The organism is Kribbella albertanoniae (assembly GCF_004348455.1).
Lineage (GTDB): Bacteria > Actinomycetota > Actinomycetes > Propionibacteriales > Kribbellaceae > Kribbella > Kribbella albertanoniae.
The window spans coordinates 1-16,454 of record NZ_SMKA01000221.1; the positions used below are offsets into that span (position 1 = coordinate 1).

The 16,454-nt window shown below is 67.9% G+C and carries 17 protein-coding genes; 8 read left to right on the forward strand and 9 right to left on the reverse strand.

Annotation, left to right across the window (positions count from 1 at the left end):
- Positions 1–206: 206 nt before the first annotated feature.
- Complete coding sequence (locus E1261_RS33485) at positions 207–1,142, reverse strand: AraC family transcriptional regulator (protein ID WP_132413697.1); 936 nt, start codon at positions 1,140–1,142, stop codon at positions 207–209.
- A gap of 160 nt (positions 1,143–1,302) precedes the next feature.
- Between E1261_RS33485 and E1261_RS33490 the strand changes: the two genes are divergently transcribed.
- Positions 1,303–2,361 carry a saccharopine dehydrogenase family protein gene (locus E1261_RS33490; protein WP_132413698.1) on the forward strand — a complete coding sequence of 353 codons (1,059 nt, stop codon included), beginning with the start codon at positions 1,303–1,305 and terminating at the stop codon, positions 2,359–2,361.
- Positions 2,362–2,622: 261 nt separating this feature from the next.
- Positions 2,623–3,825 carry a S1 family peptidase gene (locus E1261_RS33495; RefSeq protein ID WP_132413699.1) on the forward strand — a complete coding sequence of 401 codons (1,203 nt, stop codon included), beginning with the start codon at positions 2,623–2,625 and terminating at the stop codon, positions 3,823–3,825.
- A gap of 54 nt (positions 3,826–3,879) precedes the next feature.
- Here the strand turns inward: E1261_RS33495 and E1261_RS33500 are convergent, their stop codons facing one another.
- From E1261_RS33500 to E1261_RS33510, 3 genes are all read right to left on the reverse strand, one after another.
- Positions 3,880–4,761, reverse strand: coding sequence for a hypothetical protein (locus tag E1261_RS33500; protein ID WP_132413700.1), 882 nt, complete (start codon positions 4,759–4,761; stop codon positions 3,880–3,882).
- 76 nt (positions 4,762–4,837) lie between these two features.
- Entirely contained in the window at positions 4,838–5,281 is a 444-nt protein-coding gene (locus tag E1261_RS33505; protein ID WP_238176585.1) for a VOC family protein, read from the reverse strand.
- A gap of 22 nt (positions 5,282–5,303) precedes the next feature.
- Positions 5,304–6,239: a LysR family transcriptional regulator gene (locus E1261_RS33510; protein ID WP_132413701.1), complete on the reverse strand. Its 936-nt coding sequence runs from the start codon at positions 6,237–6,239 to the stop codon at positions 5,304–5,306.
- Between the two features lie 96 nt (positions 6,240–6,335).
- Here E1261_RS33510 and E1261_RS33515 point away from each other — a divergent pair, with 96 nt between their 5' ends.
- The 3 genes from E1261_RS33515 to E1261_RS33525 are packed head-to-tail and all read left to right on the forward strand — an operon-like array spanning position 6,336 to position 8,789.
- Entirely contained in the window at positions 6,336–6,782 is a 447-nt protein-coding gene (locus tag E1261_RS33515) for a YybH family protein (RefSeq protein ID WP_132413702.1), read from the forward strand.
- Complete coding sequence (locus tag E1261_RS33520) at positions 6,782–7,207, forward strand: hypothetical protein (RefSeq protein WP_132413703.1); 426 nt, start codon at positions 6,782–6,784, stop codon at positions 7,205–7,207. The genes E1261_RS33515 and E1261_RS33520 overlap by 1 nt, the downstream gene beginning before the upstream one ends.
- Complete coding sequence (locus E1261_RS33525; RefSeq protein ID WP_132413704.1) at positions 7,200–8,789, forward strand: multicopper oxidase family protein; 1,590 nt, start codon at positions 7,200–7,202, stop codon at positions 8,787–8,789. Before E1261_RS33520 ends, E1261_RS33525 begins: the two co-directional genes overlap by 8 nt.
- A 23-nt stretch (positions 8,790–8,812) precedes the next feature.
- Here E1261_RS33525 and E1261_RS33530 read toward each other — a convergent pair whose 3' ends face one another.
- A complete protein-coding gene (locus tag E1261_RS33530) occupies positions 8,813–9,949 on the reverse strand; it encodes a coiled-coil domain-containing protein (RefSeq protein ID WP_132413705.1) in 1,137 nt (378 codons plus the stop codon).
- A 137-nt stretch (positions 9,950–10,086) separates the two neighbouring features.
- Between E1261_RS33530 and E1261_RS33535 the strand changes: the two genes are divergently transcribed.
- Together E1261_RS33535 and E1261_RS33540 are read left to right on the forward strand one after the other, a co-directional pair.
- The gene (locus E1261_RS33535) at positions 10,087–11,205 is read left to right on the forward strand and encodes a tyrosine-type recombinase/integrase (RefSeq protein ID WP_132413706.1); all 1,119 of its coding nucleotides are present in this window, start codon (positions 10,087–10,089) and stop codon (positions 11,203–11,205) included.
- Between the two features lie 58 nt (positions 11,206–11,263).
- Positions 11,264–11,971: a hypothetical protein gene (locus E1261_RS33540; RefSeq protein ID WP_132413707.1), complete on the forward strand. Its 708-nt coding sequence runs from the start codon at positions 11,264–11,266 to the stop codon at positions 11,969–11,971.
- Positions 11,972–12,072: 101 nt separating this feature from the next.
- On the opposite strand, the gene E1261_RS33545 is transcribed toward E1261_RS33540, so the two are convergent.
- The 4 genes from E1261_RS33545 to E1261_RS33560 form a co-directional block, all read right to left on the reverse strand.
- Entirely contained in the window at positions 12,073–12,516 is a 444-nt protein-coding gene (locus E1261_RS33545) for a GNAT family N-acetyltransferase (RefSeq protein ID WP_132413708.1), read from the reverse strand.
- Between the two features lie 17 nt (positions 12,517–12,533).
- Positions 12,534–13,277 carry a DinB family protein gene (locus E1261_RS33550; protein WP_132413709.1) on the reverse strand — a complete coding sequence of 248 codons (744 nt, stop codon included), beginning with the start codon at positions 13,275–13,277 and terminating at the stop codon, positions 12,534–12,536.
- A 73-nt stretch (positions 13,278–13,350) separates the two neighbouring features.
- Entirely contained in the window at positions 13,351–14,091 is a 741-nt protein-coding gene (locus tag E1261_RS33555; protein ID WP_238176586.1) for a DUF3626 domain-containing protein, read from the reverse strand.
- A complete protein-coding gene (locus E1261_RS33560) occupies positions 14,088–14,879 on the reverse strand; it encodes an SAM-dependent methyltransferase (protein ID WP_132413710.1) in 792 nt (263 codons plus the stop codon). The genes E1261_RS33555 and E1261_RS33560 overlap by 4 nt, the downstream gene beginning before the upstream one ends.
- Positions 14,880–15,349: 470 nt before the next feature.
- Between E1261_RS33560 and E1261_RS46955 the strand changes: the two genes are divergently transcribed.
- Positions 15,350–15,484 carry a hypothetical protein gene (locus E1261_RS46955; protein ID WP_272948625.1) on the forward strand — a complete coding sequence of 45 codons (135 nt, stop codon included), beginning with the start codon at positions 15,350–15,352 and terminating at the stop codon, positions 15,482–15,484.
- Positions 15,485–16,454 lie beyond the last annotated feature (970 nt).

Consider the following 16,454-nt stretch of genomic DNA (forward strand, 5'->3'; position numbering starts at 1 on the left):
TCCATCGCCCCCGCACAACCCGCCCCCGAAAATGCCACCGACCTCGATCGGGTCGCAGCCTTCCTGGGCCGCCGGGCTAGGTTCGCCGGGTGAACCCGACTCTCCAAGTCCTCCACCGCACCGGCCAATGGTGCCCCGCCCGCCGGGGTTGCGGCGCTCGAGTGACTTCCTTCGTTTTTCGACGAGTGAGCCGGCCTGTCGGCGGCTCAGATTCGTTCGCCGGGCGTGGATCGGCGGAATCCTCCGGGGGCTGATCCGTATTCTCGTTTGAAGGCGTGGGCGAAGGCGAACTCTGAGGTATAGCCCACCTTTCTGGCCACTGTGGCCAGTGGTGCGTCGCTGTCTCGCAGCATCCGGGCTGCGAGCGTCATCCGCCACCAGGTCAGGTACGTCTGCGGTGGTTGGCCGACCAGCGCGGCGAATCGTCGGGCAAAGGCCGCGCGGGACAGCCCGGCCTGGGAAGCCAGTTCCGCGACGGTCCACGGCCGGGACGGGGCGCCGTGGATGGCGCGCAGCCCGGCGGCGACGGCGGGGTCGTGCAGCGCTGCTGCCCAGCCGGTGGCGACGCCGTGGGCGGATTGTTCGTCGAACCAGGCGCGCAGAATGTGCAGCAGCAGCACGTCCAGCAGAGCGGACAGCATGGCGTCGCCGCCTGGCCGTGGGTGCTCCAGTTCTCCGCCGAGCAGGTCGATGGCGGCGCGTAGCCCTTGGTGGTGTCCGACCCGGGCCGGAAGGTGGATGAGTTCGGGCAGGTCTTCGAGCAGCGGATGTGCCCGGGATGGGTCCAGCAGGTACGCACCGCAGAGCATGACCGTCGCAGCAGCCGACCCGTCGTCGTTCTGGCTGTCGTCCTCGCCGGGTGGGATGTCGGCCAGTGACGTGGGCGCGTCCACCAGCGGGGTGGACAGGCTGTCGGCCAGGCCGTGGGCTGCTCCGCGGGGCAGGAAGGCCACATCGCCTACCCCGAGAGCGACAGGTGCGCCGGCCGGTGGGAACAGCCAGCACGATCCCTGCAGGATGATGTGGAACCCGGCCGCAGCGACGGACGGATGCCGCGTTCCGAACGGCGTCGGCCGGTGGACCCGGCCGGAGTGCGGTTGGCCCGTGCGCATGGCCGTGACTGCATCGGAGAGGACATCCACCCGGTCAGCGTATCGCTACGGTCCCAGTGAAGACGATCGCGTATGGGCCAGCGACGCTGACGCATAGGGCGTCTCACAACGCCGCCATACGGTGTGATCGTCGGCGAGTTGGTCAGCCATCTTGCACGGCAACAATCATCGCTCGAATCAGGAGATCCACGTGCAGATCGCCATCTACGGCGCAAGCGGCTACCAGGGAAAACTCGTTCTCGCGGAACTGGCTCACCGCACCATCGGCCTGCGACTCGTCGGCCGCAACGCCACGCGCCTGCGTGAGGCCGCGGTGACGATGGGAATGGCCGACGCCGAGCAGTGGGTAGCCGACAGCAACGACCACGACGCTCTTGTGGCGGCCTTCCGCGAATGCGACGCGGTGATCAACTGCGCTGGACCGTTCACGAGTTCCGGATCCGCCGTGGTCCGAGCAGCCATCGCCGCCGGCTGCCACTACGTCGACACCGCCGGTGAGCAGCTTTACACCAAAGCGGTCTTCGATACCTTCGCCGGCGAGGCGGAGCGTGCCGGGATCACCGTCGTTCCGGCCACGAACGATGGATGCGTCCCCGGGGACCTGATCGCCCACCTGCTCGCCGAGCGCGTCCAGCCAGTCGAGGAGATCACAGTCAGCCACTTCATCGTCGGCAGTGCTGGATTCTCCCGCGGCTCGCTGCGCTCGGCGCTCGACACGATCGACATGCTCAGGGCCGGCGGCCTCGGCTACGACGATGGTGACTGGCGTACCGGCATCCCTGCCCGGCACACCTCTGTCACCCTTCCCGGCGCTGAGCAGCCGACAGCGGTGGTGAAATGCCCCTTGTCGGAGGTGGTCACCATCCCGCGCCACGTGCCGGTCCGGCATGTGGAGAGCCTCGTCGACGCCGGGGTCGGTGCCCTGTTGGGCGCCCCGCTCACCCCGCAGACCATCGACAGTCTTCCCGAGGGGCCGAGCGAGGAGGACCGCCGCACCCAACGGTTCACCTACCTCGTCGACGCCGTCGGCCGCGATGGCCGAAGTGTTCGCGGTGTTGTGCAGGGCCACGACACCTACGGCATCACCGCCGTGATCGCCGTCGAAGCTGCCCGCCGACTGGTCGCTGACGGCGCCAAGCCAGGTGTGCTCGCTCCGGCCCAGGCCTACGACCCGGCCAGCTTCCTCGCCTTCCTCACCTCACGCGGAATCAGCTGGATCATCACCGACACCTCAACCGCCCAGCAATAACGCCGGGTGTGCCCCACCCACTCCTCGTCGCCAGTCCTTGTCCCGTGGCGGAGGCTCCCCTGTGTGGGGACCCTTTGGTTCGATCGTTCAACGGATGTTCACCCTCGGTCGACGGGTGGTGGACGGAGGGTGAACCGAAGGCTTTCCCTTGTGCGACCCTGCGGGTCTGGGTTTGTCCTTGTTAGGTCATGGCGTTACCGACAACGATTCCCAAAATCGCGGCCTTGAGGCAGGCCGCCCCAGAGGAATCGGATGTGACCTATGCGCTTCCCGCCCCGCCCCCGCAAGTCCCTCGCTGGTGCTGTTCTCGCGCTCGGACTCGGTGCCGCCGCCATCGCACCGATCCAGACCGCGACGAGCGCGCCTGTCCCCGCACCGGCCGACGGTGTGTACGACGTTCTCGGCAAGAGCTGGGGTGTCAGCCCGGCCGAGGCCAAGGTGCGGCTCGATGGTGAGCACGCCAAGGCTGCTGCGTTCGAGACGGCGAAGGCCAGTCTCGACGGAGCGTTCTTCAACGCCGACCGTCAGCTTGTCGTGAACGTGCATTCGGCCAAGGCCGCGCAGGTGGCCCGTGCGCACGGTCTGGCTCCGCGGTCGGTTGCCCGTGGTGAGAAGGCCCTGGCCAAGCTGCAGACGCAGGTCCAGGCGCTGGCCGACAAGTCGGGCTCGCTGCAGGTGCAGTCGATCGGCGCCGATCTGCCGACCGACCGTCTGCAGGTCGTCCTCCAGCCGGGAAAGCAGTCGGCAAAGACTGTTGCCCTGGTCAAGCAGTTGAAGGGGATCCCGGGTGTCGACGTGAGCACCAACGACACCACTCTGTCGATGACGGCCGATGTGATCGGCGGTCAGATCATGGACCTGGTGCCGGGCACGAACTGCTCGCTCGGCTTCTCGGGTACCCGCAACGGCGGTGACAACGTGATGCTCAGCGCCGGCCACTGTGTCGAGGGCAACCCGATGGTCCAGAACCGTTCCGGTGTCCGCCTCGGTGCGGGTGTCGCCAGCCGGTTCCGCACCGGTTCGCCGAGCGTCGACATGGGTCTGATGGACATCGACAGCAACAATGTCGGCCGCGGCTACATCGACAACCGCAACGGCCAGACCACCCGGGTCACCGGTTCGTCGAAGGCCCCGGTCGGCTCGACCATCTGCAAGGCCGGCAACACCACCGGTTGGACCTGCGGCACGATCACGCAGTACAACCTGACCGTCAACTACGGCGGCGCAGGCGGCAGTGTCACCCGCACCAGCGGTCTGGCCCGTTCGACCGTCTGCACCGAGGGCGGCGACTCGGGTGGTGCCTACATCTCCGGCACCACCGCCCAGGGCATGACGTCGGGCGGCCCGAGCGACGGCCACGACTGTGGCTGGAACCAGGGCAGCAACGCCACCGGCTCGTACTCCTTCTACCAGCCGGTCGTCGACGCAGCCTCGTACTACGGCGTCACCCTCACCCTCGGCTGATCCCCTCAGCCACTCGCAACCCTCCCGCCGGCAACGGCGGGAGGGTTGTCTGCGTCAAGCGATGGTGCCTATCCAGTCGCCGGGAAGTGGGTCGGGAGTGAAGGAGACGAAGATCAGGTCATCCGCGTCCGGACGCTGCGGGTCGAACAGGACCAGCGCGGTGGAGACGGTCGGAATGGCGGAACGGTCCCGGGCCTGCCGGGTCACCCAGCGATCCGTGCCCTGGAGGTCGGTGAACTTGACGACGACCTCGGCGCCGACGACCGATCGCTGGCCCTGATCGTTCTGCGAGGTGCGGACGGCGACGTTAGTGATCTCGCCGGGCACCTTACGGCCCGCGGTCAGCAGCCGGTTCCGCTCGGCGATCTGGGTACGCAGGCGGCGGTTGTGCTTGATCGCGTAGAGAGTCGCCAGTACGGCGATCACGACCGCGAGAGCCGGCAGCCAGATGTCAGCGCGGTACATCACCCAGCCGAACGTGCTCCACGTCTGATCGTGATGGAAGACGGGGTCGACCTTGATGCCGACGTCGGCCGGGTCCTCCCAGCTCAGGGCTGACCCGGTGACGCCGGCTGCGATCGCCCACAGCGTGGCCGGGAACTGCACGATCGGCTGCTTCTCGCCGCCGCGATAGAGGTCGATCAGGTGCCTGGTGACGGCAGCGAACACGACCAGTCCGAAGGTGCCGGCGATGAACATCACCGGCATCGTCGCGAGCCCCAGGAACCCGTCCATCCCCGGATCCTGATCGGCGAAGACGCTGTTGGTGACGTCGCTCCGCATGAACTCGACCAGGATGCCGATGGACACACCGAAGCAGACACCGGCACCCAGTTGGGCGATCCCGGCGGCCACCGCACCGGCGAGAACCTTCGGCTGCCCCGCGCGACGCAGCCGCTTGGCACGGCGTGCCGCGATCGGATCCACTGTGCTCACGTTCGTCCCCCTCGGTCCCCAACCTGGAGCGAGCAGATTACACGCAGTCAGGGACACTTCCGGGCCTGCAGATCGGTCAGGTGAGCTGCTGGGCCAGGCCGAGGATGATCCCTTCGGGGCCGCGGACGTAGCAGAGCTTGTAGGTGTCCTGGAACTGGACCACCGTCCCGACCACCTCACCACCGTGCGGGCGCAGCCGGGTCAGAACCTCGTCGATGTCGTCGACCGTGAACATCACCCGATGCATGCCCACGATGTTGTGCGGCGGGTTGTGCGGGCCAGGCTGCGCAACAGGTGACTGGTACTGCGCGAGCTCGAATCGGCCGCTGCCGTCCGGCGTCCGCATCATCGCGACGTCGCAGACAACACCTTCGAGTCCCACACACTGGTCCACCCACGGCCCTTCGGTCTGCGCCTTGCCCTCAAGTTCCAGCCCGAGCTCGGTGAAGAAGGCAACCGCGGCATCCAGGTCGCTGACGACAATGCCCACGTTGTCCATCCGCTGAACCGTCAAGGTCATGCTCCTCTGTCTCCGGGTGTCACTAGTACCCCTGGGACGAGGCCGCCGCCACGTTCTCGACATCCGGAGAGGACGGCGGCTCGCCGGGCTGCCAGTTCCAGTCGGTGATGGTGGTGCGCATCAGGCGGGCGGCGGCCGACAGGTGGCTGTCGGCCGCCCAGTAGAGCGTCACCGTACGACGGGAGCCGGGATCGTCGACGGGGATCCAGACGAGCGGGGCCCGGGTGGCACTGCGGCGGGCGAAGGCGGGTACGAGACCGATGCCCAGACCCGCGCTGATCAGGTCGGCGATCGCGCTGTACTCGTCGCTCTCGCACATGATCTTCGGGGTGAGGCCGTGGGCGGCGAAGAGCCGGTCGAGCAGGCGGCGCCCCCAGTGACCGGGGCGGGCGGTGACGAACGGCTGGTCGGCGATGTCGGCGATGGTCACCGACGCGCGGCTCGCCAGCGGATGATCGAGCGGAAACGCCACTCCGACTTCCTCCTCGAACAGGCGGGCCGCCTCGAGCCCTTCGCCGGCGATCGGCTGAGAGGCGACGCACAGGTCGATCTCCTGAGCGCGTAGCCGCCGGGTCATGTCCTCGGGCGGCGACCAGTGCAGCGCGATGTCGGCCTCGGGATAGGAGCGCTTGAAGGCGGACAGGGGTCCAGTGAGCGTGAGGAAGGTTTCCGACGCGAGCCGCACCGCGCCCAGCCCCTGGTCCGCGGCGTCGATGACAGCGCGCCGTCCCGCCTCGAGCTCGCCGAGCGCGCGCTCGACGTGGTCGCGGAAGAGCCTCCCGGTGTCGTTCAGCCGGAGCCGGCCGCTGCGGTCGAACAGCGGTACGCCGAGTTCGCTCTCCAGCCTGGTGATCGTGCGGCTCAGTGACGGCTGGGCGATGTGCAGCTCGTCCGCGGCCCGGCTCAGGTGCTCCAGCCGGGCGACGACCAGGAACTGCCGGAGCGAGTTCAGCTCCATCATGACCCCCGTGACATGACGCGATAGCAATATTGATCTTAGACACGATAGCCCAGGAGTCATAACTTGGAGGCCTGACCACGAAGGGAATCTCCGATGACGACGCCCACCCCGCGCGAAGCCGACGAAGCCCAGATCCGCCGGCAGCTCGACACGATCGTCGATGCGCTCCGGAACAAGGATCTCGAGGGACTGAAGGCCGTCTACACCAGCGATGTCGTGTCGTTCGACGTCGAGCCGCCGCTGCAGCATCTCGGGATCGCGGCGAAGGCCCAGAACTGGGCGAACGTGTTCGCCTTCTTCGAGACCGTGAACTACGAGCTCCGCGACCTGCACCTCACCGTCGGTGAGGACGTGGCCTTCGGGTACGCGTTCGGCCGTCTCAGCGGCACGCTCAAGAACGGGACAGCCACGCCCGGCATGTGGGTCCGGGTCACCTACGGCCTGCGAAAGATCGGCGGGACCTGGCTGATCTCCCACGACCAGGTCTCGGTGCCCCTGGACATCGTGTCCGGCAAGGGCGTCACCGACCTCGAGCCCTGATGGTCACCGAGTCCGGTCGGGTGCACCGGATCGGCCCGCAAACGACCCTCGCCGGATGGGTGCTGCGGGCGTTCGTCAGCGCCCACACGGTGGCGATCTTCGGCCAGCCGGTCTTCGCGGGCGTCTACCTGAGCGGCGATTACGACGGCCTGAGCCTGCACGCGACCGGCGCCGACGTCGTCACCTCTCTCGGTTACCTGCAGTTGATCGCGGCGGGCGTGGCCTGGGCCCGGCTGCGGCAGGCCTGGCTGTTCCTCACCACGCTGGCGCTGGTGACGGCCGAGACAGTGCAGTACTTCGCCGGGAGGGACGGCGCGCTCTGGCTGCACCTGCCGTTGGGCGTCGCGACGATCGCCGGGGTCGTCGTTCAGTTCGTCGCCGTATGGCGGCGCCCGATCGCGCGCCTGGAGGACGACGATGAGTGAACTGAGCAGGCGCCAGTTGCTAGGACTGGGCGGCGCCCTTGGGCTGACCGCGGCCGCCGGGCTGTCGACAGCAGCGGCGCTCTCCCGCCATCCGTCCGCGACCGGCGCGGAACTGCGCAGCGCTGTCCCGTTGCCGCCCGTGTACCGGACACCGCTACCGCTGCCGCCGGTCCTGAAGCCCATCAGTACGGCGGGTGGCGTCGACCGGTACGCCGTGACCCAGCGCGAGGCGAGCCTGGAGATCCTGCCGGGTGTCAGGACGCCGATGTGGACCTACGAGGGCGTCTTCCCGGGGCCGACGATCGAGGCCCGTCGCGGCCGGCCCGTCACAGTCACCCACCACAACGAACTGCCCGTGCCGACCGTCGTCCATCTCCACGGCGGGCACACCACCGCCGCCTCCGACGGCTATCCAACCGACCTCGTCCTGCCCGAAGGCTGGCACGACGCGACCCATCATCAGCATGAGGGCCACGCAATGGGGGCAATGCACGATCCGCGGGCTGTGGTGACGAAGCTGACGCGGGACTACACGTTCCCCATGATCCAGCGTCCGACGCTGCTGTGGTACCACGACCACCGGATGGATTTCACCGCTCCCGCCATCTGGCGCGGCCTCGCCGGACTGCACATCATCCGCGACGATGCCGAAGAGGCGCTGGGACTGCCGACCGGGTCCCGCGAGCTCCCGCTGGTGATCACCGATCGCGCGTTCGACGGCGAAGGCGGCCTCAGCTATCCCTCCCTCGACCCGGACCTGCGCAGTCGGCCTGGCGTCCGCGAGCCCTACCTCGCCGGAGTCCTCGGCGACGTGATCCTCGTCAACGGCGCCGCCTGGCCCGTCCACGAGGCCGACGCGGCCCGCTACCGGTTGCGCGTCCTGAACGCCTCCAACGCCCGGCACTACGAACTCGAGGCCATCACCGACGACGGGCGCCGGCTCGACCTCGTCCAGATCGGCGCCGACCAGGGGCTACTCGCCGTACCGGTCACCCACGTGACCCTGCCGATCGCACCTGCCGAACGCTATGACCTGATCGTCGACCTCTCCGGCGTACCCGTGGGCGGACGCGTCCGACTCCGCAACCGGCTGGGCTCGGGACGCACCCGCGAGGTGATGGCCTTCCACGTCGTCCGCAAGGCCCCCGACCCCAGCCGCATCCCACCCGTTCTGTCCCACGACCTGCCCACCTGGGACCGGTCGGACGCGGTCCGGGTACGCGACTTCTCCTTCCGCGCCGGGCGTATGCACGGCGGCCACGGCTGGCTGATCGGCGGTTTGCCGTTCGACCCCGCCCGCACCGACGTCACCACCCGTCTCGGCGATGTCGAGATCTGGCGCTTCATCGCCGACGTACACCACCCCGTCCATCTCCACCTCGTCGGGTTCCGGGTGCTCTCCCGTGGCGGCGAACCACCCGGCCCGCACGACGCCGGGCTCAAAGACACCGTCTCCCTGCGTCCCGGCGAATCAGTCGAGATCATCATTCGCTTCGACGGCTACCGCGGCCGATTCCTGTTCCACTGCCACAACGCCGAGCACGAAGACATGGGCATGATGGCCAACCTCGAGATCGTCTGACGCCGGTACGCCGGGATGCCGGGCTAGGCGGTCTCGGCTTCCTCGATGGTTGGGGCGGCCTGAGCAGCTTGAGTGGCCGTTAGTTGGTCGCGGAGGGTTTCGGCCGATTGCTCGGCGGCGCGTTGGGCCATCGTGGCAGCGGCGACGCGATCGGCGGCCGCCTGCCTGATGTCGGCCAGCTGCGCCTGGTGGTCTGTACGCAACTGGTCGCGGTCGGCGCGGTGTTCAGCACGGAGGCTCTCGAGCTCTGCACGGTGCTGATCGCGCAACTCGCGGAGCTCAGTCCGGAGCTGATCCGCGGTCTGCTGAGCGGTCTGGCGCTCGGACTCGGCGGTGGCCTGAGCGATCCGGGCGACCTCGACCTCAGTCCGGGCCTGCTGGATCTGGAGCTCCGCGGCCGACTGAATCTCGGCGATCCGGCGTTCGGTGTCGAGCCGTAGCTCTTCTGCTTGTGCCGTGGCGGCTTCCTGAGCGGCCTGCATCTCCTGGTGAGCCTGCTCAACCTCGGCGGCGGCGCTCTCGCGGGCGCTGACAGCATCCTGCCGGGCCTTCTCCGCGGCAGTCAGGGCAGCGAGCGCCTCTGCGCGGGCCGATTCGAGTTCCTCAAAGGCATCCTGGGCGGCCGCGTCGGCCTCCTCCCGAGCATCTTCGGCATCAGCAGCCAGCTGCTCGGCCTGGCGCCGGCGGTGTTCCTCTTCACCACGCTGCCGCTCAACCTCGGCCACCTGAGCGCGCGACGAGGCTTGCAGTTGCTCCACCTCAGCGGCCACGGCCTCGGCATCGCCGTACGCGCGGACTGCTGCAGTGATCCCGGTCAGGAACTCCTGCAACTGGTCGAGCCGCCGCGGCAGCTCGAGCATCTGGTTCTCAAGGGTTGTCCTGGCGGTCGTCACCGGGCCCGCGGGAAGTGGCGGCACCGACCCCGCTCCCCCGGCGGCGCGCACGGGGCGTCTCTCAGCGGCCTTCTTAGCCGACCAGGCCGTCGCCTTGTTGTGGATGACCAGCTTCCCGTCGACCCCAGGGCCTTCCAGGCCGCAGTACTTCGGCGGCCGGCCCGATGCTCCGGCGTCCTGCACCTTCGGGTTCGGGCAGTTCACGCCAGGGAACTCACAGAGTCCGTCGCGGGCCGGCGAGATCGGTTCAGTTTCGGTCACGGTCATAGCCGTCACCCTACCCTATTTTCGTCATTAAGTTCGTGGTTACGTTAGTTTAGTTACGTCACATCTGACTGAACTATAAGGACTAAACCGATCCTGAAAAGAGCGCATAATCCCCGTTATGCGCTACTCTTTCTCCTGTGGACGATGAGCGCTCGGACGGCCTGGAACGGCACTACCAAGCAACGGTCGTACAGCAGCCGAGACCAGACGCCTCGACAGAAGCTGCCGTACGGCGCTCGCTCGGAGCCCGTCGGCCAGTCGGAGCACCCCGTGCTGCCGAGCCGGTCGACCGCCTGGACCTCCTGACCGAAGTGCTGACCCCCGAGCTGGCTGCCCTGGCAGTCCTCTGGCTAGGCGGGAGCCGCCGGGCCAGCCCGCAGACGCGGATCGCGTACGCCGACGACCTGCTGCTGTGGGCGGAGTGGGCACGCCGCGAGCTCGGCCGGGACCGCTTCGCGCTCGATCTCCATCGCGCCGAAGTGACCATGTGGTTGTCACAGCAACAAGACGCGGGCGCCACCGAGTCCTCGATCGCCCGCCGCCTCTCCACCTTGTCCAGCCTCTACCGGTACGCCGCCAGCTGGGGACTACAGGTGGTCTCCCCCATCTCCGACGACGACCACCGGCCGAAGTTCCACCGCGGCCGCCGCGCGACCTCGGCCCGAGTCCTCGAGGCCGACGACATCTCAGCGATCCTCGCCGCCGCCACGGACGTCCGGGACGCTCTCGTCGTCGGCCTGCTCTTCACCGGCGCGCTCCGAGTCTCCGAGCTGTGCGCCGCCGACGACAGCCACCGGCAGGACGAAGGCCGCCGTACCTGGCTGGTCATCACCCGCAAGGGCGGCGCCACCGTCCGCGTCCCGCTCGAGACCACAGTCGCCGAGCTCCTCGACCTGTACGTCGCCATCCGGCCACCGTGGACCGGCCCCGGCCCAGCACCCCTGGTCGCCGACGCCGCCGGCAACCGCCTCGACCGCCACGACGTCACCCGCCTGCTGCGCCGCCTCGCCAAAGCCGCCGGCATCCCGCGCCCCGAGAAGGTCACCCCGCACTCCCTGCGTGCGACCGCCATCACCGACCAGAAACGCCGCGGCCTGAACGCCGAAGACATCCAGGAGCTCTCCGGCCACGCCGACGTCCGCACCGTGATGATCTACATCGACGACGACGGCCGCAGCGAACGCGTCTCCGCCATCACCGACGACCTCGGCCGCGTCATGCGCGCAGTCCCCCGCCACCTCCGCCGTACCGGCTGAGCCAGGTGCGGAAACCCGGCGGGCGGCGGATGCGTCCTACCGACCGGAGGTGGTGGGGATGTGGTGGAGCAAACCGAAGTGTCCCGTGCGGGCGGAAGAGCAGTTGTGGATCGAGGAATCGCTGGACTGGTTCGTCAGCGAGTTCGGCGAGGATGCGTTGCTGCGACCGGTCGTCGTACCGGAGGCGTCGTTCTTCCCCGCCGGGTACGCCGGATCCGAAGACGACATCCGCGCGGTCTTTGCCAGTGTCTGCGCGCGGCTGGAGGTGCCTCCCGGGCGGGTCCTCCTCGAGTTCGAATCCGAGGAGATCGAGGATCTGCTGGAGTTCGTCCCGATGAGCCACGCAGGCCGGGACGCTGCCGGGCACTGGCAGGTGCGGGACGGCTCGACGGTCGTGACGATCCAGCTGGCGCAGGAGCCGGTCGCGATGGTTGCGACCATCGCCCACGAACTCGGCCACGAGCGGTTGCTCGGCGAGACCAGGATCGACCCGGACCGGCGCGATGGCGAGCCGCTGACCGACCTGTTCACGGTGTTCTTCGGGATGGGAATCTTCACCGCCAACGCGGCCTTCGAGTTCCGGCAGTCCCACCAGGGCTACCGGACCAGCCGCCTGGGCTACCTGACCGAGGCGATGTACGGGTACGCGCTGGCTCGCTATGCCTGGCTCCGCGGTGAGACCACACCCGCCTGGGCGGCACACCTCGACACCAATCCACGGACCTACCTGAAAGAAGGACTGAAGTTCCTGCACGCCTCCAACTGAGGAACGCACCGTGATGGTCTACCGGCTGCGTTTGCGCTGAAGGTCGCGCCAGACGATCTCCAGGATTGCCAGCGTGCGCATCCTCGAGGTGACCCGTTGCATCAGCCGTGCAGCGGGTGGTTGTAGAGGATGAAGCCGCGGTTTTCGGCGACTTGGTCGTAGAGGCGGCGGGCTGTGGTGTTGGACTCGTGGGTTGACCAGTAGAGGCGGGCGCAGCCGCGTTCGGTGGCTGCGTCGGCTACGGCTGCGATGAGGGCGCGGGCGACGCCTTGGCCGCGGGCTTCGGGGGCGGTGAACAGGTCCTGCAGGTAGCAGACGTCGGCTGACGTCGTGCTGGCGTGGGTCAGGAAGTGGGCGATGCCCACGAGACGGTCGTCCAGACGGGCGCCGAGAGCGTGCAGTTCGTCGTTGCGCTGGAACCTGGACCAGGCGTCATCGTAGAACCCGTCCGGCATCGTCGGCCGGCCGTAGAAGTCGTTGTACCCGGCGAACAGCTGCTCCCAGGCCTCACGATCGGACGGCCTCAGCGGGCCCAGTGTCAGCACCTCGTCACATTAGACGGCTAGCTGACGGTGGCCAGGTCTCGGGTGGCGTACCGCAGGTGCTCCCATTCCTCTTCGAGGATGGTGTGCAGGCAGGACAGAACGGTCTCGGGGTATTGCGGCGACCACGGGTTCTGGCGGACGGAGGTCAGGTCGGCTGGAGTGACGGTCGCCAGGTACTTGCGGACCTGGGCCACGTGGTCGGCGCGGACGGACAGGACCTCGTCGTACGACGGTTTGGTCGTGGCGAAGACGGACATGTCCAAACCGTCGGTCTCGTATTCGGCGTTCGGCTCGCCTATGGGGTGGAAGGGGCGCTCGATGCCGAGGATGGCTCGGCCGAGCCAGGTGTCAGTGGCCATGATGAGGTGCCGGAGGGTTTGCGCGAAAGACCATTCGCCGTCGACCGAGATGTCTTCGGTACCGGGAGGCATGGTTGCGACCTGGTCGGTGATGGTCGACCAGGCGCGTTCAACTGCTTCCCACGCGGCGCGCAGGTCGTCGGGCGTGGCAGCGCGGCGGAGTTCGCGGCCGGGGAAGCGGCGGTTCAGTTCGGCGTCGACGAACGGGACTACGTTCACGCCGTTGACGAGGAGGCTGTTGTCACCCGAGAGGAGCCAAGGGGCATCGATGTCGGCGCCGGCGACCTCGGCGGCACGCAGGACCACTCCGGACAGGTCGCAGCGCACGAAACGCGCGCCGCTCAGGTTCACATCGGTGAACGTCGCTGCCTGCAGATCGTCGGATTGAGTGAACGCCGCCATGCCGCAAGTCTCACATCTCGCGACGGCCTGTGCGAGGAGCGGCACGAACCGGCCAGGCTTCGAACACCCGGGCTCACCGTCTACGGCCGAAGTGGGCCAGGCAGTGCCAGAGGTGCTTGAGGTCTTGGGCGGGGTGGGTCGCGGCTCGGGCTGATCGGCCGATGAGATCCGGAGTGATCAGCGTTCCCAGGGACTCGGCGAGAGCAACGATGTGTGGACCCCGGTACGCCGGATCAATCGCGTCGGCGCGGACCCGGAACCCCGGGTGGTACTCAACCGGACAGCCGAGCTGCTCGGCCGCCGTTGCAATCAAGGTGCCCGAAAAGCACGGATCGAGTACGACGGCCTCGACGTCCTCGCTGAACCGGACCGGGCCGTGAACATGTGCCTCGACAGCGTCGTCGAGATCGCCCAACTCTGAAGCATCAGCCAATGCACAGAGATCAGAGAGCGCTCTCTGATCTCCGAAGTCGGTTGGCTCGTACACCGAGTCCGGGAAACAGAAGGTCGCGCGCTCCAGGATCTCGGGACGCAGCCGCACGTACGACGAGCCGAAGCGCACCGCTCCCCCGTACGGGTCGGCCCGCCGGTTCCACGCCCCGTAAACAGGACGCTCGGTCGCGGGAGCGTCGTCGTACCGGCCGGCGAACAGGCGGGACTCCCAGCGCCACCGATCACCACCGGAATGCGCAGTCAGCCCGCCGTTGGAGCTGCCCGTGCTGAACTGTGAACGGTAGATGCCGTCGGCAACCATCGACTCGATCACCGTGCCGCCCTGATACGGCCAGTCCGGATGGAACTGCAGTGTGATCACCGGCGGTGGGCAAGCATCCGGACGAGACCGAGGAGCTCGCCCTGGTCGGCCTCAAGCATGTCGGCGTCGGGCGCATAGCCACGGTCGACGATTTCGCAGGCCCGCAGCCACTGCAACCAGTCGTCCCAGCCGCCTGGGACCATGTCCGCGGTATCGATGTCGACGAGCTCCGTACGCTGCCAGTGGTTACGCCACCACTTGGGGCTCTGCCAGGTGAAGAAGTCCGGCGTCCAGCGCTTGGCCAGGTACGGCGGGAGCGTCGCGCCTGGATCATGGTTGAGGGCGGTCGTCACGAACCCGACCGATCCGTGCGGCTTGAGGAACTCGAGGAGATACGCGAGGTAACGCGCCTCAGTCCCGAAGTAGTGGTACGCGCCGATGCTCACCACCGCATCGAAGAACCCGCGAGCGAACGGCAACTCACGCGCCTCAGCCCGGATCGGATGCACGCGATCCGCAACGTCCCAGGTGCGAATCCGCTCCCAGTTGTCGGTCGGATCGGTCCACAGGTCAGCGGCCCACACCTCAACGCCGTACTCACGAGCAAGAAAGATCGACGACACCGCAGCGCCGCACCCCAGATCTAGAATGCGCATTCCCGGCTCAAGGGTCATCACTTCCATCAGCGACTCCACACACCACAACGGATGCGGCCCCATCGGCACGTCCACGATCCAGGCCGGGTCATATTTGGAGCTCCGCGGATACCGCTCTCTCGTGAGCGCGTTCCGAAGATCACGCTCTCTGGAGAACGCGTTCTGGAGATCATTGTCAGGAGTAGGTGGCATCCCTCAGAAGATGGCAGGGCCCCGCTATCCCCCGCAACGCAATTCTTCCCGCGAGGCGAGCCCAAGGAACGACAGCAAGCTGGTCACCCCGACCGGCGTGCCGAGGCAGCTAAGTGAGGACTGTGCGGGCCGGGCGATCCCGCGCGGCTGAGGGGACGCGGTTGCCACGCGCGATCGAGACACCGTCGCTTGGAGCTGACAGGCTGTGGTTGCTGCCCCGAACTGGGCCGGCGCACGGCCGACCCGTCCCTCTGGTCGCTACCACCGGAGCAGCCGGCGGCTGAACTCGGCCGACGCGTCCACAATGCTTGATCGCCGGTCCGGCCAATTCTCCTCTCCGACGTCGTGGCCGTCGCAGCCATCGGACGTTGCGCGTACGGCGGCCTGGTGCCCGGGCGTGGCGCTGGGCGAACTGCGGTCAGTTGGTCGGGGGTGCGTACATCTGGTCGGGTGACCACGGTCCCCAGTAGGTGTACGCGGTTCACGCCTTCGGGCGGCTCGCACCCGGCCTGAGGTGGTTCGGCCGCTGGATCTTCGGGCGGGCCGAGCGGATGGCTGAGCTGGATGGCGGAGCCGGCGACTGCGTGCAGATTGCCTGGGGCTGACGGGCTGTGGCTGGTGTAGGGCAGCTGCAGTCATCCGCTCAGACTCGCTGCGGGATCTAGGGCGACCTACCTGTCGCCTCCGTCGCCTCTGTCATCTCCTGGGTACTCGGCTTCCCATCCCACCCGGCAATCGCGTACAGCACCCCGACAGCCCCCAACCACCGCGACCAGATCACCTGACAGCCCTCCGCAGTGCCGGCAGCAACCAAGGCCCGTCAGCTGCACTCGTCAGAATCAGGCTCGTTGCGGGACCTGGGGAGCTTTACTCGTCATCTCCGTCGTCGCCGGGGTGTGCGCCTCCCCAGCCCACCCGACGACTACACACGACACCGCCACCATCTCGATCCCCGCCTCACTACCGCGGCGGGGACCTACCCCCAGCTCACTGCTGGGGTGAAGCACCCGACAGGCGTGCTCACCGCGGGCAGCAACCACAGCCCGGCAACCCCAGTCTTCGTTCATCTCTGGTCGCCGACCCCACCAACCATTTCAGCCATAGACCTGCCTCGCCGGATTTCCCTGTAAACCGCCCGCAGCGGCGAGCAACCAGTGCCGTTGGCCCTCGGGCGCATCCGAGCGTCGAGTCGCGCTGTGCGGCCTCAAGCATCAATGAGAAGTCGCAAAAGAAGGGGCGCTCTCAGGATGCGAACGAGGGCGGCGATGCAGTGGAAGACGGACGTGGCTGCTGGGCGCGGTCGAGTGCGCGTCGCTTGAGCTGACAGGCTGTGGTTGCTGCCCGGGCCTGATGCGGCAGCTTGAGGATGTCCGGTTCCTGTGGCTGCAGCCTTCGGATCGTGCCGCCTGCAGCTGGCCTGACGTGGTTGTTGCCCCTGGGCTGCTTGCAACTGGCTGGGCAGCATCGCGTCGCCAACTGTTCCAGGTCCACGGTGACCGTGCTCGGGGCATGGGTAGGTCCGCGGGCCGGCCTGGGGGCCGGCTGCCGCGGTGGCGTGGTGGTGGGTGTTGGTGG